We start from the raw sequence: 18914 nt of genomic DNA on the forward strand, positions 1-18914 counted from the left end.
GCTTTTTAAAACAAAAATAGTTATTATTATAAAAGAAGAGGAGCTACCGGGTCGTGTCCGATAACTCCAATCGTAATCTAGAGTGACTAGGGTTAAGCTAATCTTTATGATTAGCTTTTTTTATTATCGCATATGCTTGGGCAAGATCTATGAAAAACTTACCCAGCGCGATAATCACAAAGGCTACGTCAAGCGTGCCTGCTCCCCCAGTCTTTCTCTAATCAGCATAACTCCCACCTCCATAATCTAGAATAGTTGAGGGGTGTACAGTCACGCTACAATTACTAAACACAACAGTCGGGTGATCAAACCCTCTTGCAACGCCTAGAATAATTTTAGCATACGCTTTCATTTTAGGAAACGCTTGTTCTATAAAAATTGTTCAATTGCCCTATTTTTCTCCTAAATTATTGCTGAAATCTGTTAGTTCTCATTATAATTTTACATTTCCGCAAAACAATTCATCACTTCTTAGAAGAAGCGATGTTGCCATATTGTGGCGATTGCTCCAATCATAATCTAGGCGGATCAATGACTGGTGTCGGGATCTGCTTATCTAGCGGCGGCAGCCACGGTTTATCCGGCAAGGCGGCGTGAACGTCTTTGGCGTGCTGCGCGATCTGTCCCACGATTGCTTCCAATTGTGTCAGTGTCTCAGCCGTTGCTCCTTTGACCTGGTAGTCCTCGGCTGAAGACAGATCCGGCGTCAGCAATTCTGCCTGGCCGTAGTCGTTGATCAGCCAGATCCGCTCATCGATCTTGTTTTCGTCCGGTTGGGCACGTAATCCGCGCCGCTCCATGCACTCTGGAAAAGCTCGTAGATCTCGTTATTGCCGACCTGCAAGTAGGCCCGGCCAGGTTGGGTGATCGTGGCGGCATCCGGAGTCTTGATAATCTCGTTGGAGTCACTGGGATCCGAAACCTTCAAGGCTAACTTGAAGTGCGAGTTGGACCAGATCTGGTCATCCACGACCCCGCTTGGTTTCTGCGTTGCCAAGATCAAGTGAACACCTAGCGAACGGCCGATCCGGGCAGTCGAGACCAGTTCAGTCATGAAATCCGGTTCGTTGGCCTTCAATTCGGCAAATTCATCGGAGATCAAGAAAAGGTGCGGCAGCGGCTTATCCGGGTACTGCTGCTTTTCTTTTGGATCCGTGATCGTCTTGCCCTGCTTATAGAGCTTGGTGTAACCGTTGATATGGTTGACCCCATATTGGCGAAACAACTTTTGCCGTTTCTGGAGTTCGGCGCGAATGCTGGCTTAAATTATTATGTAAAGAACTGGAACAAAATCATCCTTAAGCAATTAAATTGCAGACAATAAAAAAATTACGACAAAATAGAATTTCCTGCCTAATTTTCTGCCGCAATTTTTATTTCTAAGTCTAGATTTTTTGCCTTGCCCCAGTCCCATCAAAGTTCACTTATGTTTTTCTATCTCTTATTTCTTAGGGATATCCAGCCCTTTTTCCCAATCACGGTAAACTTCTAGGTATCGTTCTTCTTCATTGTCCTCATAACCGCGAAAGACTACTTTATCAATATCTTCGTTTTTGAAAAACAAAGCGCTCTCGGGGTCAATGCCGGCAGGGTATTCCACAGCCACATAGTCCGAATATTTTTGGGTTCCTTCATCATCAAAAACCGCGCCACGACCAACGATCATTAACTTAACCGTGCCTTCTTCCAAGTACACAATACTGCCTAGCGGTAAAAGTTTCTCTTTATTTTCTGTCATTATCTTTTTCCTTTCTTCTTTGCCAGTCTTTTAGCTTTGCTTGGGCCATACCATTGTTCATCAGTAATCTTGAATTTTTGCTTGTACTGCTCTCCATATTTTGCGAAGTAATAAAATGCAACGAACATCCGAATCATATATTCACTTAGAAAAGCGATGAGAGCACAAACAATCAATAAACCAAATGAAATGACATACAACAACAAGTTAAATTCTTTTGGGCTAAAAATCAAAGAGCTGGCAACTGTCAAAACAAGTGCAACAACTGTAGTGAATATATACCATTTAAACGGGATAACTTTTTTCTTTGTCCCGTACATTGAAGCTTTAATGCCTTGATTCATGTTAAAAATAGCAGAGAAAATATATATCACTCCAGCAATGACCAGCACTGTACTACCTACTAAGCCTACACCCGCAACAGAGACCCCAAAAAGAAGGTCAAAAATTGCTAATGCAACTGAAAGAACAAATGGTAAAAAAGTGACGAACGCATCTATGACATAAACACCATAGTTTTTACGTTGAATTAAAAATAAAAGCGACAAAATAATCCAAATAATTATTATGATCTTGATTGGATTACTAAAAACCGTCCCGTACCTGGCCATCACATGAGAAAAATTATTTTCACCATCGCTTATTGCAACAGGCATTACTACACCAACCATATAAGTAGCTGGTGCCATCAAAAGAATAACAAGTAAGGGCATTGGAATTCTTTTCCTAAACTTCATGTATTGAAAACCTTCAGGAGTTAACTTGAGCTGCTTGTTTGTGACAAGCCCTGTTGATTCTTGATAACTAGCTTTAAATATACTTTTACGCAAATCTCACACCTCTTCTAAAACCTGGTAAGCTTATTTTTTTGACTGCTTTTCCAATCGTTTTATCATAAATTTTATCGCTGCCCTTCTCGACAAAATCAAATACCTTTTTCTTGGTTTTTGGACTTACTGCACCCCAAATTTTCAATCCTTCTCCAATTACCAAACCAGCTCCAGCTCCAATTGCTGCACCGCCTGGGAAGTAAGCACCTATCTTTGCACCAGCAATTGCGCCAGTAACAGGACCAATATTTTTAACAGAATTGATTCCTGCATGGATCACAGATTTTCCAACACTATGGTAACCCTTACTATTCTTGTCCACAAAGCTGGTACCCGTGTCAATGCCAGCACTGACACCCATCGTGGTCCAACCGCCGACTTTAGCCAGCTTTCCGAACCCTTTGACCTTCGGCAAGTACTTGCCAGCCATCTCGCTGACTTTCCCTGTTCTGTTCTTGACCCAGCCTTCGACCTTTTCGTATTTCTGCCAGGATTTCACAAAGTCTTTCATTTTGCTTGGCTTTCCTTTCAGGAACTGATTAAAGCTGCCTTTGCCCATCTTTTTCAAAGCCGCCTGCGCGTACTTGTTGTCTGGATGTTTACGCAAGACCTGCTTGAGGTCCCGAAAGTCTTTCATTAACAGATCGTCCGCTTTTCTGCCTGATTTGCCATACTTCTGGAATGATTTTAGTGTGACCGGTGAACCGAAGGTGCTGACAATCCCTCGCACATAGTCGTATCTGCCATTAACGTTTGTACAAATCTCGTCGATGTCTTTGGCCGACAAGTCTCCGTTGATCAATGCTGTCATAAAGCCTTCTTTTTCGACTTGAGCTTTATGAGTATCCGCTGCTTGTTTCTCCAGTTTAGTTGTGACAGCATGGCTATCTTTAACTTGCATCTTAAAGTCCGGATCGATATAAATTGCTTTAGCTCCAGCAGCCGTGAAACTCTGACCTTTGGTCTGGGATAATTGCTGCAGCTCTTTCTTTTGATCTGCCAACAAGTCCAAAGCTCCTGTTCCCAGCTTGTCGCCGTTGATCTCGCCCAGCCATTTTTCCGTGTTCGTCAGCACCTTCTTGGTATTGTGCAGCTCTTGGATATAGCGGCTGCTGCTGGGATTTTTCACACTTACGATGTCTTCAATGTTGGCATAGGCTTGCTTAAACTGCCTTTCCAAGTCCGCGAAGTCCGTTTCGGCTGTCGAAAATTTATTTTTAACCGGTCCAAATGAGTCTGTGTCGATCAAAGCTGTCTCATCATTTTCATGGACCGTGGCTTTAAACTTCTCCAATTCCTTATCATAGGAATCATAGAGACGGAATAGTACATCATAATAATTTTGCAGCAAGGGTAACTGATGCCGGCTAAGATCGTATCTTTGACTTTGCCAGCTAAGGCATCGCTGCTGGCAACGGACTTCAAATTTGTTTTTGCATCCTTAATTTGTGCTTGTAGCTCATCTTTTTGTTTGTCCACTCTATGTAGCTCTTGTGTATTTAATTGTGTCATTTTCTGAACAATTGTGAACTACTTGTCTTCTTGATTCTCTTCCTCATCATATTCGATTGGCAAATCATGTCGTTTCCGATACGACAGCAGAACTTCTCTGCTCCCAACATCAACTACTAGGAAACATGCGGCACAGCCCCACTTAGCCAATGGGCGAATACCGGTGAACGTGATTGCGACGAAATAGAACAAAATGGCACTCAGCAAAGCCAACACATTGATCACAAAACTTTGCCATTTTTTGATTTTCATATTAACTGCATCCAGTATATTATCGATCATCTTTTTACTCCCCTTATTCCTATGTATGAAGAAGCTTCGAGAGTACCGTGTGAAATTCTCCCGAAACCCAAAAGATCTATTTCTCTACCTTATTTGGCCAGTCTCCTTTTTTCTGCTAAACAATTCATAGTTTCCTAGTCATCTGATTTGAACCGGACAGGGTACTAACTAAATATCTCGTGAATAACAATGTTTCCTTATGCCTTGTACTTAGGAATCTCCAAGTCTGCTTCCCACTTTTCATAGACTTCAATGTAGCGATCCTCTTCATCATCTTCATAACCACGGAAAACAACGCGGTCAATGTTTTCATCATTGAAGTAGATCGCGTTTTCTGGGTCGATCCCTTCCGGATAGCCGACACCAACATAATCCGTATAAACATCATGGCCATTGTCATCCTCAAACACTGTTCCTCGGCCAACGACCATCAACTTTGCGGTACCCTCTTCAAGATAGACAATGCTGCCTAAAGGCAATAATTTTTTACTCATTTGACCTCACCTTTCTTTTCTCGCTTCTTTTGAATTCTTTTAGCTTTGCGCTTGCCATACCATTCTTCGTCAGTAAAGTCCAAATCTCGATAGAATTGATCATCGTATTTGGCAAAGTAATATGTTAGGATAGTCTGTTTTAACAACATCCTCGTAAAGATTATTACTAAGCCGGCCCATCCTATTGCTCCCCAGCCTGTCAATAATTCAATCAGGTTCGGATCAAATCCAGAATACCCAATCTTAAATGTAAAATGATTCAGCAAAGTGACAATAATTACAGTTGCCAGCAGAACTTCTGTTGTAAAACTCCAACCTTGAAAAGGTTTTGTTTTAAACAAAGGTGCTTTCAACTCGCTAAATTGTTTTTTTAAACTCACAAATAACAAATAGACTACCAGCAAAGACTGTAAGATCAACCCAACAGTTCCAAAGGCACCTAATGTTAAGCCAAAAAGCATTGAGAATGTGTCCACAAACAAACATACCATAAACCACATCATATAAATTGATCCAAAAAGCATTTGATGAGCCAAATTTTTCTTGGAAAAAAGATTAAAAATTGACAACAGTACCAGCACGATCATTGCAATATAAACCAAAGGCACTATATATCTGCCTGCAACTGCACTCATAGCTTGAGCTGTTCCCAAAGAAATAACATGAATATCACTAGGATCGTCTTCCCCAATCTTAGCAAAGCCTACTCCGACTGCGTATATAATTGGCAGAAAAAAGATTGACATTAATAGGCTAGCAATTAATCTGTCTTTAAATTTTAAAGAAGAGGGAGTTGTGATCAATTTTCTATATTTAGTTATCAAAGTTTTATCTATGCCGTTTTTTGCACGTTCATAAGTTATTTTTTCCATTTTTTCACCCACCAAAACTAAGCTGTTTTTTGAAACCGCCAAACCCTTTTGCAATTGATTTTCCAGCACTTTTTACTTTCTTGACCACATTGTCGTAGCCTTTATCCAGACCTTTTTCTGCACTTGTATAAATTTTATCTTTAAACTTAGGCGCAAATATTCCTACAGCAGAATTAGCTACACCCCACGTAAAACCAGCTGCCGCTCCGACTGGCCCAAGTTTAGCCCCAATCATAGCACCTTGAAGTGGTCCTATTTGTTTGGCTTGATCCACTCCAGCATGAATCACGGATTTACCCTTACTCTTATAAGCTAGACCATCTCTATCCTTGTATGCATCTCTAGCTGAAAAGCCCATGTCAACTGCCATCCCGGCCCAACCTGCTTTAGTTGCAACATTGCCAAATTTAGCAAATTTGGCCGACTTGGCAATCTTAGCCAATTTTGAACTGTTTTTAGCATCGCCAAGCAACAGTTTTTCTGTGCCTTTGATCGGATGATCCAAAAACTTGATCTTGGCCGCGACTTTCTTGGACCACTGGATCGTTTTTGCAAGTTTCTCGTGCTTGCCAATGTAACCGAACACTCTGCTGCTAGTTTTATATTTGCCAACCTGCCAGCTGCGGATAGCTCCTTTGCCGATCTGCTGGCTTTCCCGAGCCAATGCGCCCAGTTTATCATCCCGCTTTAATAGATCCGCAAAGTTTTTACTCATGTAAACACCAGCACGATAGCCAGCTTTGCCGTACTTACCTTTTTTACCAACTTTACCGCCGGCATTATCATAAAATTCCCGCAAGTCTTTCAGCAGGTTCTTAGCGTTTTTGCCCCGAAGCGCGACACCATCCAAGTGATACTTGGCTAAAAAGACCGTGAATCCGTCATTTTTAGCATTAATGAACTTGCTGACTTCCTTGCCAACGGTTGAGTTGGACCAATGATCCCACGTATAGTTTGCCGGATCATACTCATTCTCAAACTCTTTTAAGGCTGCACTTGCTTGCTCATGTTCTGCCTTGACCTGCTTTTTAAAATCTTTCATCGCGTAGAGACTGCTGGCATCTGCGGCTGTATAAGATAAACTGCCAACTCCTTCGAGACTGGTCAACTCTGCCTTGATTTTAGTTAGGTTATCAGTGACTGCCGAATTCTTTTGCGAGGCGGAATTGAAAGTATCCATCCAGTTCTTGGTATTGGTCAAAACCTTTTTAGTCTTATCCATCTGCTCTTCAAAGCCGGAGCTATCGACTTTTTTAACCGCAACTAAGTCATTGATCGAAGAATAGGCTTTTTGCGTGGCAGAATCGATTTCAGCATAACTGGTTAAGATCCCAGAAAACTTGCCTTCCAACTGCGTCAGATAATCTGTATCAATGATGGCGGTGTGGTTATTTTCATGCACTGTTGCTTGGAATTTTTGGATGGTATCTTGATATTCCTTACTGAGATACATCGTAGTGTCCTTGTAAAGTGTCAGCAGTTCAAGTTGATGGTTGTTAATTTTGTTATCAATTGCCGTCTTCACTTGACCAGAAAGCTTGTCAGAATCAACCAGCATATCCAAAAAGTGCTTGATATTGTCAATACCTTCATCGGCTTTTTTGCGCTCAGACTCTAATTTTTTTAACTTGTTGTTGACTTCAGTCATATCAACTTTCATTAACTTCACCACGCTTTCTTTCAGCATACATAGTTGACAAGCATCCATCGAGTAAAATCTCTTTTTTTAACACTTGCAGGACATATTTCTTTTCTTCATCGTTTGTTAGCCCCGCCGACACTACTCGCTTGATCAACAGATTATTCAACAGGATCGGTTCAACGTCTGGCAACATGCCAAACGGCCAAACCGTGCCGATGTAATCAATATAATTTTGTCGGTCATCAGAAGGAACTCGTCGCGCGTGGATCGTAACCAACGGTCCCGACTCACTTCTCTTAAAATAAGCCTTGACTTCGGCCGATAGCTTGTTGGAATCTAATTCAACCACTGAACCAACAGGATAAATTTCACTAAAAATTAAATCAATTAACCCCATATATCGTTGGAACTGCGGAAACGACAATTCTGCTTGGTCTTCAAATCTCTGCAAGGTTACTTTTTCTCGTTCAAGATCGAAGTTAAACACTAACGGAGCTCCAATCATCGGTTCATAGCTATGAGAATTTTCATGTTTTAAGTATGCAACATAAGCCTGTTTAAAAACCTCACTTTGGTTTCCTAACGCCAAACCAAAGGTCAGTAAAAATTGGTCGATTTTTACTTGAGGTTCACCCAAAAATTCAGAAGTTAAGGCTTCCTGCCACATCTCAGTCAACTCATCCAAACATTGTCACTTCCCTTTGAAATTATTTTGTCCAGCCGCATCATCAGCTTCTTTATTCTTTCCGGCTTGAATCATTTTCTTGCCATCAGATTTCATGAAGCCCTGTAATTTATCGAGCGCACTATTGTAGTCAGTGATCAAACTATCGAAATCTGTAAACGGAGTTAGGTTCGTCTTCGAAAAGACTAAAGCCTGATAATGCTTAATATCTGCAGAAGCATTCGTTGCCCGATTAACAACCATTTCCCAGCCTAAAAGGTCTACTCCGTTTTTTGCCATAAATCAGCCCCTCTTTCCTCACATCTCTTTGCTGCCTCACAGACTCCCCAATTCAGACATTGAAATGCTGATCGCATCATTCAGGTCTGAAATGGAGCCTTGCAAATTAGACTTTTTCTGCTCCAATTCTTTGATTTTTTCATTGATCAGTTCTTTATTGGCTCTGTGAGCTCCATTTATTTTCGAAAGTTCGCTGGTAACATCTTTTACCTTGCGATCATATTTTCCTTGGCGAGTTCCGACAAATTTCGATAAATCACTGGTCAAGACCGTGTTAGTTTTCGATTGCAGTCTTGTTAAATCATCTAGGGAAGAATTCAAATCTCTTTTGGCGTCTCGCAACCGCTCAAGTTTTTCATTCACCGATCTTAATTCGTTCCTCTTGCTGGAAAGTTGTTTTCTCTCACCCGAAATTTTCGTATGCAGCCTGCGCCGCTGGGCAGCTTTGAATGCCTTGTCTTTATCGCTCATTTTCTTATCACACCAGCTTCTCTTCGTTTTTCCGGTCCACTATTGTCATTTTCAATGCCTGTCTTTTAATTGCTGCCCCAGCCATTCCTGTTTTGCGTAATAATTTAATTGACATTATTAAATCATCCTCCTTATTCGGTGACTAACCTACTGCGGCCATAAGTTCTGTTTGCGAAGAAATGCATTTCATCTAATTCAACGATTGGCTCCTTAAAGGAAGTCTTGACGTTGACGAAACCTTGGTCTGCCATGCGACTGCCGATCATTCCGGCAGGCACATTGGCACGCAGACGTTTGTCAAAGTCATCGAAATTATTTTCAATCTGTTTTTGATTACCTGAAAAGATGAAATAAACTTTAACTTTAGCAGCTTTGCGTATGAAGACATCCAGTGTTTCCGGACTGATCAAAGACTGTCCACCAAAATTATGAGCTTCTGGAATATAAACGAACATTGGCTGAGGGGCTGCTTGAGTTGCCCTCACGGCAATTTCACTGGCGATATCATTGACTGCGGTACTGTATTGCTGTGCTGCAACTACCAGATCAAAGCTATCCTTATTACCGCCAAAACGTTCACTGGCATTAAAGACAACTCGTTTAGCTTGACCTTCAAAGTGTTTCAAATCCTCTAGCAAGATTTTTTCCGTGCTGTCAGACTGTTGCGGTGTATCGTTAGCGATCAAATAGTAGCCGTCTTCTTCCGGTTTGAAACCAACCGCATTAGTTGTTTCCTTATCCAAAGCCAGCGGCAGCTGCAGCTTATCCAGCATTCGACTAACCTTAGGATCAGCATAGAAGCTGTCCATCGTGATCGTTCGCGGCAACATCGGGATCGGTGCTGGACGCTTGCCTTGCCACTGCTGATCCAAGGCTTTGATTTCCCGGTCCAAGGCATTTAGGCGTTCAATATCGCTATCACCTTTAGTTGGCAAATAGATTTGCAGCTCCCGCGGCTTATCCTTGTACTTGATCTGTGCTCGGCCCACGATTTCTTGCTGGATCAAAGAGTCATGCCCCATGATCTCACGAATGGCACCATCTTCCACTAAGTATAATCCAATATGTGAAGGAATATTCGCAGCCATGCTCATCCTAAAGCTGGAAGTCCGCAAAGCTGTGATAACGACATACAAGCCGATGCTAGCACCTTCACGCAAGATTTGATCGATCATCCCGACGATCTGTTCCTCCAGCGGATTATCTTTGATCGTATCGTAGCCGTCAATCACTGAAATGCTGACTGGCAACTGTTTCCCAGTCTTTTCTTCATATTGTTCCAAAGTAGCTACGCCAAGATCAGTGAAGAGATCTTTTCTCGTCATAATTTCATTCTTGATCCGCTTCATGAACTTAGTCAGCTTTTCTTCTTGGTCGATCCGAACCAAATCAGCCACATGCGGCAAATCTTTCAAAGTCAACAAACCATTGGTTCCAAAATCAAAGAGATTAAATTCAACCTGGTCTGGAGTATTTTGCCGTGCCAAGTTCATAACTAGAGTCTGAACGGCGGTAGATTTACCAAAACCAGCCGAACCATAAATCGCAGTATGCTTCATTTCTGAAATATCGAAGTTATAATTCTCTGTGCTCTGTTCAGACGGCAGATCCATATACCCAAATGGAACAGCCAACTGCCTGTGTTGTCCCCAGTGCTTTTCCGTTAATGGAGAAGTAATTTCACTCGCTAACGGCGGCAGCCACGGCTTATCCGGCAAGGCAGCGTGAACGTCTTTGGCGTGCTGCGCAATTTGTCCCACGATTGCTTCCAATTGTGTCAGTGTTTCAGTCGTTTCTTCTTTGACTTGGTAGTCCTCGGCTGAAGACAGGTCCGGCGTCAGCAATTCTGCCTGGCCGTAGTCGTTGATCAGCCAGATCCGCTCATCGATTTTGTTTTCATTTGTCCGGTTGGGCACGTAATCCGCGCCGCTCCATGCACTCTGGAAAAGCTCGTAGATCTCGTTATTGCCGACCTGCAAGTAGGCCCGGCCAGGTTGGGTGATCGTGGCGGCATCCGGAGTCTTAATGATCTCGTTGGAGTCGCTGGGATCTGAAACCTTCAAGGCTAACTTGAAGTGGGAGTTGGACCAGATCTGGTCATCCACGACCCCGCTTGGTTTCTGTGTTGCCAAGATCAAGTGGACGCCAAGCGAACGACCGATCCGAGCAGTCGAGACCAGCTCAGTCATGAAATCCGGTTCGTTGGCCTTTAATTCAGCAAATTCATCGGAGATCAAGAAAAGGTGCGGCAGCGGCTTATCCGGGTACTGCTGCTTTTCTTTTGGATCCGTGATCGTCTTGCCCTGCTTATAGAGCTTGGTGTAGCCGTTGATATGGTTGACACCATATTGTCGAAACAGTTTTTGCCGTTTCTGGAGTTCGGCGCGAATGCTGGCCAGCGCCCGGGCTGAACCGGCGCCATCCAAGTTCGTGATCGACCCTAACATGTGCGGCAAGTCCTTAAAGAGATTCGCCATCCCGCCGCCCTTAAAGTCGATCGGCAAAAAGCCGACGTCTTCGGGGGCAAAGTTGACTGCCAGTGACAAAATATAACTTTGAATGACTTCCGATTTCCCGGAACCGGTCGTCCCGGCGATCAGACCGTGGGGACCGTGCGCGCGTTCATGCAGGTTCAGATAAACCAAATCGTTCTTGCCGCGCACCCCGAGGGGCACTGACAACGATTTGGAAGTGTCGGCCTTAGCCCACCGCTCACCAATATTTAAATCATTCGTCTTCTTGACCCCATACATCGACAAGAAGTCGATCGAATCTGGGATCGTGTTCTTCTCTGTCTCCACGTGCTCCAAGTTATCCAGCTGTTCAATCGCCGCAGCCAGCTGAGGTTCGTCTGGCAAATGATCGGGTGAAAAGAGCTGGTCTTCGTAAACGTTGTTGCGGTTCAAGAGCCGTCCGCTTTCCAAGCTGGAATATTCCACGGTCGTCGTGGCGGTTTCCGGCAGCATGTTTAAGGCATCCTTGCCCCAGATAACAGTCACACCGAGGTCGCTTAAATCATCGGCTAAAAATTCGTTTAGCTGGTGACCGGACAGCCAGGTCTCATCCAAAATAGTGAAGACATACTGCGGGGCAAAAATCACTTGTTCATTGCCCGCCTCGCGTTGTTCTTGGCGGCGCTGCGTGAGGATCTGGTAAAACGAATTTAAAACCATGTCCCTAGTCTGCGCGTTATGAACCATGCCGCGCAGGTTCAGGCTTTCGATCTTCATGTGCGGCAGCCAGCGCCAGTCCTGCCAGTGCTTTTCGTAGTCCGTTTCCGGGATCAGCGTGATAAATTCGACGTCTCGGTAGGAATGCAGAACTGCGATCTGCCAGAGCAGCGATTGGACCGCCTGGCGCAAAACATCATAGCTGCCGGCTAGTCCCAGTGTCTGCCCGGTCAAGGAGACAACGATCGGCGCGTCCTTTAACTTGCGGTAGGGCCTGACCAGAGTTTCCTTTGCTTGCCGGCTTAATTCATCTTCTTCATCGGTCGGACGGTACTGGACTTCGAAACTGGTGTCAATGTCGCCGCGCCCCAGCCGGATCTGGAGAAAGTCCTCGTTTTGCATCATCCGCTCATAGATCCGCGAATCATAACCGGCAACGAGTTTAGTCAACGCCTTGGCTGACGGTGCCATGTATTCCAGCACGCGGCGCTGCTGTTCTTGGAGTTTTGCTAATTTTGCTTTTTCTTTAACTAAGTATTTGCGGTAGGATTCTTGGCGGTGCTTGTTTTTAGCCTTGATCTCTTTTTTGTCGGCAAAATAACTCGAGACTGAAAAGCCGGCAGTTAAGACGGACGCCCCGCCCATCGCCAGCATCCAAGCCGGGTTGGCCGAGCTCATAAAGCTGGCTAGCACGCTTAGTATCACCATCCCAAGCGGCGGAACGATCATTGCCAAAACGTCATTGCGCCTCGAAGCTGCTTTGGCTTTGGGCGACTTGATCTCGACCTTATCTTTGGGCTGCTTGAGCCGGATCCGCGGGCTGCGCCGAAACTTCGGAAAATCGAAGGGATACTCGGCCTGCGCCTTTTCGGCCACTAACTGCCAGGGATCCAAGGTAAAGTCGCGGTAGATGCTGGTAATGGCCAGTTGTTTGGCCCTTAATTCCAGCATGACTCCATCGACCACCAAAGTATCGCCGACTTTGAGCTCGACTTTGGCCTGGTCAAGCTGCTGTCCGTTGAAATACACCGGCGCGCCGTTAGCGAAGATCTGCAGCTGGTAGCCGTTGCGGTCTAAACTCTGGCTGGCGGTGACAAAAGCCTTCGTGTCAAGCTGCAGCGCGCTAGCGGAAGCCGCGGAAATTTCAAAAGGTTTGCGCGGCTTGCCGGTCATGACCCGCTTTAAGTCCGCGTGTTTGGTCACCTGCAGCATAGGGTCCTCATTGTGATAGAGTGCCCCATCGCGCGTGATGCCATCCTCGCTGTACGCCAGTTCCTGACCAGCCAAGGTCAATTTGTCCTGGGCAGCACTCAGTTGTTCGGCAAGAAAGGCCGTGCCGGAATAAAAGACATCGTAGAGTGTCTGATCAGCACTGTTATTTCCCGCTTGATTTTGCGGCTTAGCTGTCTTTACGAGTTCCATCTTTCTTGCCCCCTAACGTTTTGAGGTATTTGTTGATCGCTTTATTATACTGGCGCAGGAGTTTTTGCTTCTTAGCACCGTTCATCTGGTTATCGTTTTTGGTTGAATCATACAGTTTCGTGTAAGCATGTAAGATGTACTGGTTATCCCCAATATTTTGCGCGATATTCAAGCTCTTCTTGAAATCGCCACGCCCCAGGTAGATCCAGTAAAGCAGCGTATTTTCGCTGGATTTCTGGGAAACGTTGTTCATCAAAGTCCGCTGCTGCTTGTGCGACAAGGAGTCTAACTGGATCGAGCTGGCAGCCGCGATATACTGGGCTCCTTTGGGCAAGTTTTCCGGCTTGTCTTTGTCCAAAGTATCCAACACGCCATCGTAATCTTTCGCGTTATACTGCGTCTGAGCAGTGATGACCCGCTGGTTGGCCGGGACCTTATTGAAGCCTAAGTAGCCGGCGGTCACTGCCAAGATCAAAGTGACCAGCGCGAGTACGATCGTCCCCCATTTGAAGGAGAGATACTTTTTCTTGCTGACAAGGCGGTTATTTTCTTGGCGCCGTTTTTCCTGCCGCGCAACTTCTTCATGCAAAATATTATCCAGTTCAGTAAAACTAGCAGCCGCCTGAATTTTTTTGGACAGCTGGGTCTTTAATGTCCCTGCCCCTTCGATCAGTTGCTCATAAGGCAGATCCGGGTTGATCATGTACAAGATCAAGCCGCGGTATTCTTTGAAATATTGGTCCTCATCCATTAAATAAGGCGAGACCGCGTCCATGAAACCGCGGTGGGCTGCCAATAGCTGGTCGCCTTGGATGAACAAATTGGCCGGTGCGATCAGCGGTGCCACTGGACTGCCGAGATAATCTTCCAAGAAGACCGCTTTTTGCGCTAAGACCAGCCGCTCGTAGATCCCCAACTTCTTGAAGGAATTGTCGGCAAGACTGGTCGTTAAAGCATCCTTACTGTAGCTAACCACCAGCTGCCGGTCGGAAGCTTCCTGCAGTTTGCCGGGCAAAAAGTGCTGGCGTTTAGTCAGATACAGGTCAAACTGCTCGGTGCGTGCCGAGTCATACTGACTGGGCTTTAACGTGACCGTGACAGCCTCAGTGGTGGTTTCAAACTCATAATTTTCAGAAATATCTTTCACTTGCGTCATATCTGCTGCTCCTTCATCTCTTGCGTGCTCGTCACTGCCAGCTGGTCGCCATCGGCTAGCGGGTAATCCGCCAGCCTTTTATGCTCGACGAGCCGAAGCGGCTTATTGAGCACCTGCAGCTCAAACTCTGCCGGCAAGCTGAGGTGCATGACCGCTAAAGATTCAGCCAACAGAACTTTAAGGCGTGCAATGCTGACTTTAGTCGGCAATTTTAAGTCGAGCACCTGGTCGTCCAAATGGAGTCCGACTGTGATCGCTGTTTCTTGTTCCATGAAATGTGCCTTCCTCTCATTTTAAAATGGCGGCAAACTCAGCGGGACTGTTTTTCGGTCCGGTTCCGCCAGGTCGAAAACTTCCGGCCTAAGACGATCCCAGCTGCCAGCAAGAGACCTGCCCCAACCACCAGTCCGCTCCAGAAAACTACTTGCCTGCTGGAATCATTGCTGGCGACGGTGCTGGTCTGAGTGTCAGTCAGCAAAGGCCGCTTGCTGGTAAAAAGCTGCTTGGTGACAGCTGCTTTTTCCTCAACTTTTTGCCCGCTCTTACGGTTGAGAAAAACATCATGTTGGGCTTTTTTAACTTGCCTGCCCTGTTTTTTCTGTGCGGTTTTTTCCTGCTGGTTCTTTGGCTGTAAAAACAAATCATCAATGTCAAAAGAACTCTGGGATCCATGCTGATCTTGACCGCGTTGCTGGTAGATCACTTCATCATTGATCTCAAGGTCGCCTTTATCGGCAAAAACCGCTGGAGCAGCTGCCAGCATGGCGGCTAAGCCCACTACAAGACCAAAAAGTTTCCTTTTTTGCATAAACTCACTCTATTCTTTGGAAGGATCGTCTTCAGTGACCGGTGTCTCATCCTTGCCCGGTTTGACGAAGAAATTCAAAGCAACTCCCAAGACAACAACTAAGATCAGCATCGCCATGGTGATCGCTCCGAGCGTCCCGTTGCCGATCAAAGCGGTATAGCCGTTTTGAATGTTCTGGAACGGTGAGAACCGGTACAAGAGATTAGCCAAGCTGCCTGGTTTAGTCACGACACCCAGTAGAGGGGTCAGGATAAAGAAGAGTCCCAAGATCGAGCCATACACGATCAGCGCCGTCTTCTTGAACTGGCGGATCACGCCGGTCATAAGCAAGGTCCCGCCTAAGGCAACCAGCAATGAATAGATAAAGAGCATGGCCTTGTTCCCGGCAGCAAAATGCGTGATGACCCCAGCGAAGATCAGCGAAACCACGGCGGCCGAGAGCGTGATCATGATCACGTTGGGCACGTTGCTCCACCATCTGTGCGGTTCAACCAAGTTATCTTCAGCAGTCAACTGCCGTTTGCGCATGAATTCGCGGACTGACAGGGCAAAGACTAAGATCAGCAAAGCTGCGATCAGCGTTGCGTAATATGGAACCAGGGAGATCGCCTTGACGGCACCTAACTGTCCTTTAGCACTGATCGGATTAGCCAAGAAGTCAAAGACGACTGGGTTATCGGCCCCGCCGTTTTTGGCATTAGCCATCACTTGCCCGAAGCGCTTAGCGTAAGCGGAGTTGGCAGCCGTATTCTTCTGCGACTTAGCGACCGTGTCGCCCATTGTGGTCGTAACAGTCGTGACCTTCTTTTGCACCTTATTAGTCGCAGCGGTCAATTCCTTGATCTGCGGCTGGTCGTCTTTGACCTGAGCTGCGCCTTTGACCGTGGCATCAGCGGATTCCCGGGTCGAAGCAGCCAATTCCTGCATTGTCTGTGCCAGGTCGCCGACTTGGTCAGCAGTCGCATTATGATCAGTTTTCTCTGGAAATTCTTCCCCTTGTTCTAAGATGCTTTCTGGTGCAACTTGAGCGACTTGCTTCCACTTGTGGCCCGCCTTGTAGATCGCATCGTTGGCATCGTTGTACCAGGCTGCGAGTTGCTCGAATTGGTCCTGATATTGTTCAGGCAGTGTAAACAGGTTCATGGTCCCATAAAGTGTCAGCTGCTGGCCGTTTTCCGTTCCTAAAGGCTGATCTGATGGGTTCCCGATCGTTGTTTCTAAGCGACTGGCCTGACGATCGGCATCATGGTACAGCTTGGATGCACTGTTGCGATAATTATCGAGTGCTTTTTGCGGGATATCTGCCTTAACATCTGCTGGTTTAGTATTGCCGTACATCCAGTAAACGGAATCCTGGCTTGCCAGTGCAGTCAGGTCTTGGTCAGAATTATCCTTGATCTTGGCAGCAAAGTCTGCCAAGTTCTGGTCTTTTGGATCTGCATAAAGGGCAACGACCTGTTGCGCGTTAGCCTTTAGGTTAGCGAATTCTGGGAAGAGCTGCTGTAAGTTCTGATTAGGTGCATCCTGATCGATAATATAAGTCGTCAAGCCGCCCTTGTTGATCTCACTGCCGTCCATGGTCCACGAATAGTCTTGTGTCTCCAAGTTGTTATCCGCTTCTGGGTCTTTGAGTGTGAGCAAAACATTGACCTGGGCGTTAAGTTCAAGTCCGCTCGGGAGCTTGTTTTCAGCTGCAGCCTCATCTTGCTGGCTGTCTTTGGCTTCTTTGTCTGCATCCTTATCTGCATCCTTGTTCGCTTCGGTACTACTCTCTTTTTTGTCAGTCTCTTCTGCTGGTGCCTGGTCGACTTTGATCTGGATCTCATTACCAGAAACCGAAGCTTTAGCTGTGGCGTTATACTGGTTTAATTTGCGATTTAACTTAGCCTCGATCGCAGATGCAGCTCCAGTCAGGTCCACATTGATCGTGTCGCCGTGGAAGGTCAAAGTCTGACCAGCGCCCAGCAATTTGTCAACGTCCAATGGGATCGTCACTGGAACACTGGTTGGTTTTTTGTCCAGTTTCTTGACATCATCAATTAAATTCAGGTGATTCTTACCGGCCCCGGCTGGGTTGGCCTTGGCTACGACCGTATACGCATTCTGCAGATCGTTAGCTTCATCGGTGCTGAGCTGCTTTTTATCCTCCAGCTTCTCGAGCAGAGAATTAAAATCATCCTGGTTGAGGTAGCCGATGCTTGCGATCGAATTTAAATAGCCTTGGTCCAAGTGGTTGTTCACACGGTTGTCGCCATTATCAGCGACCAGCTGATTATAAATAGCTTCCCGCACTTGATCGTCATTAGCTGTGGCAGGATCAAAATTGCCAGCTTCATTGTTTTCAGGGAAGAAGCGCCGCGAAAGTTCACTTCTTAACTGCCGCATCGAATCTTTTTGCGCGCTCAATTGATTAATTTCTACTTGAATTTGTTCCGTGCGTTTCTTCTGTGTCTCCTGGAACTGAGCTGAACTGGCTAGGTAATTAGCGAGCACACTATTTTCATTATTAGGGTCGGAAAATTTGAACAGCTGGACGCGAGAAACATTATAGAAGTCGCCATATTGTCCTTTGTAGCCTCTGTTATCAGTTTCAGCTTGTTCTAAGAGCTGCTCTTTTTGTTTGTCATATTGCTTGCCAAATAAAGCCAAGGCTTTGTCGATCTTGGCGTCATTTTCTTGGTTATTGTCGCTGACTTGCTGCTGGGCATCCCCGGCAGACTTTCCGCCATCGCTCAAGCCTTCCTGGCTGCTCTTTAAGATACTGCTGATTTCATCAACGAAAGCATTCTGGCCCGCGCTGAAGTCCTGGTTATTTTCAGCCAAGATACTGGAAACTTCCATCACTCCGCTTAAATCAGCGGTCAATTCTTTGGCAGGAGTGTAAGCACTGGTCAAGCTGGTCTGGCGGGTTTCTTCAGCCCCGACCATGTTGTTGACGTTGTGCTGTGCTTCCGCCAAATTACCGACAATATTAGAAAAATACATTTGCACGATCCGGTGGTTGAAGTCGTTCAAGATCCCATTGACCTTGTTTTCGACCTGCTCATTAGAGATCGCGTTCTGGCTGTCCCGCACGTGGTAGGAAACCAGTGCCTTTTTAGGCGCTGTACTCTGTAAGGCTAATAAACGCTGGGAAAAATCCTGGGGGATAATGATCTCAGCGTCATATTGTCCACTTTTAACACCGGCATTCGCGACGTTGCGCGAAGCCGTTTCCCAGTTATTTTTCGAATCCTGATTGATCAAGGTCACGAAGTCATTGCCAAGCTGATAGCGCTTACCATTAAATTCGTCACCGTTGTCTTCGTTAACTAAAACATAGTCGCTGTGAGATTTAGCTGTGTTCGTTGTATGTACAACATTGTTATCTTTAAAACCTAAAAAAAGCCAAAAAGGCGACCAAAACAATACTTCCTGCAACCGCCAAGATCAGCGGTAGTTTACCTGTTAATTTTTTCAATTTCCCCATCCCTTGTCACTTCTACCTATGTTCACCAGTTAAAACTTGAAGCATCGAAATGAGCTTAAGTACCATCCCTGATTTTCACAGAGA

15 protein-coding genes and 1 pseudogene are annotated in these 18914 nt (G+C 45.6%); all 16 read right to left on the reverse strand.

The window, feature by feature from the left end:
- Window positions 1-533: 533 nt before the first annotated feature.
- Window positions 534-1258: pseudogene (locus LFYK43_RS06220) on the reverse strand (FtsK/SpoIIIE domain-containing protein); the annotation flags it as partial.
- 183 nt (window positions 1259-1441) lie between these two features.
- Window positions 1442-1738 (reverse strand): DUF4176 domain-containing protein, encoded by a 297-nt coding sequence (locus LFYK43_RS06225; RefSeq protein ID WP_124976508.1) that lies wholly within the window; start codon window positions 1736-1738, stop codon window positions 1442-1444.
- Window positions 1738-2568, reverse strand: a complete 831-nt coding sequence (locus LFYK43_RS06230) for a hypothetical protein (protein ID WP_124976510.1) — start codon at window positions 2566-2568, stop codon at window positions 1738-1740. Before LFYK43_RS06230 ends, LFYK43_RS06225 begins: the two co-directional genes overlap by 1 nt.
- Window positions 2561-3919: a T7SS effector LXG polymorphic toxin gene (locus LFYK43_RS06235; protein ID WP_124976512.1), complete on the reverse strand. Its 1359-nt coding sequence runs from the start codon at window positions 3917-3919 to the stop codon at window positions 2561-2563. Before LFYK43_RS06235 ends, LFYK43_RS06230 begins: the two co-directional genes overlap by 8 nt.
- A 179-nt stretch (window positions 3920-4098) precedes the next feature.
- Window positions 4099-4362: a hypothetical protein gene (locus LFYK43_RS06240; protein WP_124976514.1), complete on the reverse strand. Its 264-nt coding sequence runs from the start codon at window positions 4360-4362 to the stop codon at window positions 4099-4101.
- 197 nt (window positions 4363-4559) lie between these two features.
- Window positions 4560-4856 (reverse strand): DUF4176 domain-containing protein, encoded by a 297-nt coding sequence (locus tag LFYK43_RS06245; RefSeq protein ID WP_124976516.1) that lies wholly within the window; start codon window positions 4854-4856, stop codon window positions 4560-4562.
- Complete coding sequence (locus tag LFYK43_RS06250; RefSeq protein ID WP_124976518.1) at window positions 4853-5797, reverse strand: hypothetical protein; 945 nt, start codon at window positions 5795-5797, stop codon at window positions 4853-4855. Before LFYK43_RS06250 ends, LFYK43_RS06245 begins: the two co-directional genes overlap by 4 nt.
- Entirely contained in the window at window positions 5733-7415 is a 1683-nt protein-coding gene (locus LFYK43_RS06255) for a T7SS effector LXG polymorphic toxin (protein ID WP_229717982.1), read from the reverse strand. The genes LFYK43_RS06250 and LFYK43_RS06255 overlap by 65 nt, the downstream gene beginning before the upstream one ends.
- Window positions 7378-8055 carry a DUF4176 domain-containing protein gene (locus LFYK43_RS06260; RefSeq protein ID WP_124976522.1) on the reverse strand — a complete coding sequence of 226 codons (678 nt, stop codon included), beginning with the start codon at window positions 8053-8055 and terminating at the stop codon, window positions 7378-7380. Before LFYK43_RS06260 ends, LFYK43_RS06255 begins: the two co-directional genes overlap by 38 nt.
- A 6-nt stretch (window positions 8056-8061) precedes the next feature.
- Window positions 8062-8334, reverse strand: coding sequence for a hypothetical protein (locus LFYK43_RS06265; RefSeq protein ID WP_124976524.1), 273 nt, complete (start codon window positions 8332-8334; stop codon window positions 8062-8064).
- 36 nt (window positions 8335-8370) lie between these two features.
- Window positions 8371-8805, reverse strand: a complete 435-nt coding sequence (locus LFYK43_RS06270) for a YwqH-like family protein (RefSeq protein WP_124976526.1) — start codon at window positions 8803-8805, stop codon at window positions 8371-8373.
- A gap of 131 nt (window positions 8806-8936) precedes the next feature.
- Window positions 8937-13397, reverse strand: coding sequence for a type VII secretion protein EssC (gene essC, locus LFYK43_RS06275; RefSeq protein WP_124976528.1), 4461 nt, complete (start codon window positions 13395-13397; stop codon window positions 8937-8939).
- Complete coding sequence (gene essB, locus LFYK43_RS06280) at window positions 13375-14553, reverse strand: type VII secretion protein EssB (protein WP_124976530.1); 1179 nt, start codon at window positions 14551-14553, stop codon at window positions 13375-13377. Before essB ends, essC begins: the two co-directional genes overlap by 23 nt.
- On the reverse strand, window positions 14550-14825 hold the full coding sequence (locus LFYK43_RS06285; RefSeq protein WP_124976532.1) for an EsaB/YukD family protein: 276 nt from the start codon (window positions 14823-14825) through the stop codon (window positions 14550-14552). Before LFYK43_RS06285 ends, essB begins: the two co-directional genes overlap by 4 nt.
- Before the next feature lie 38 nt (window positions 14826-14863).
- Window positions 14864-15361 (reverse strand): hypothetical protein, encoded by a 498-nt coding sequence (locus tag LFYK43_RS06290; RefSeq protein WP_124976534.1) that lies wholly within the window; start codon window positions 15359-15361, stop codon window positions 14864-14866.
- Between the two features lie 9 nt (window positions 15362-15370).
- Window positions 15371-18781: a type VII secretion protein EsaA gene (gene esaA / locus LFYK43_RS06295; RefSeq protein WP_124976536.1), complete on the reverse strand. Its 3411-nt coding sequence runs from the start codon at window positions 18779-18781 to the stop codon at window positions 15371-15373.
- Window positions 18782-18914: the final 133 nt, after the last annotated feature.

It is taken from the genome of Ligilactobacillus salitolerans, assembly GCF_003864415.1.
Taxonomy (GTDB): domain Bacteria; phylum Bacillota; class Bacilli; order Lactobacillales; family Lactobacillaceae; genus Ligilactobacillus; species Ligilactobacillus salitolerans.

Excerpts from the sequence above, each read along its gene's own strand:
- LFYK43_RS06225 (WP_124976508.1), bottom strand. The coding sequence starts at position 1,738 with ATGACAGAAAATAAAGAGAAACTTTTACCGCTAGGCAGTATTGTGTAC.
- LFYK43_RS06240 (WP_124976514.1), bottom strand. The coding sequence starts at position 4,362 with ATGATCGATAATATACTGGATGCAGTTAATATGAAAATCAAAAAATGG.
- LFYK43_RS06245 (WP_124976516.1), bottom strand. The coding sequence starts at position 4,856 with ATGAGTAAAAAATTATTGCCTTTAGGCAGCATTGTCTATCTTGAAGAG.
- LFYK43_RS06255 (WP_229717982.1), bottom strand. The coding sequence starts at position 7,415 with ATGCTGAAAGAAAGCGTGGTGAAGTTAATGAAAGTTGATATGACTGAA.
- LFYK43_RS06265 (WP_124976524.1), bottom strand. The coding sequence starts at position 8,334 with ATGGCAAAAAACGGAGTAGACCTTTTAGGCTGGGAAATGGTTGTTAAT.
- LFYK43_RS06270 (WP_124976526.1), bottom strand. The coding sequence starts at position 8,805 with ATGAGCGATAAAGACAAGGCATTCAAAGCTGCCCAGCGGCGCAGGCTG.
- essC (WP_124976528.1), bottom strand. The coding sequence starts at position 13,397 with ATGGAACTCGTAAAGACAGCTAAGCCGCAAAATCAAGCGGGAAATAAC.
- essB (WP_124976530.1), bottom strand. The coding sequence starts at position 14,553 with ATGACGCAAGTGAAAGATATTTCTGAAAATTATGAGTTTGAAACCACC.
- LFYK43_RS06285 (WP_124976532.1), bottom strand. The coding sequence starts at position 14,825 with ATGGAACAAGAAACAGCGATCACAGTCGGACTCCATTTGGACGACCAG.
- LFYK43_RS06290 (WP_124976534.1), bottom strand. The coding sequence starts at position 15,361 with ATGCAAAAAAGGAAACTTTTTGGTCTTGTAGTGGGCTTAGCCGCCATG.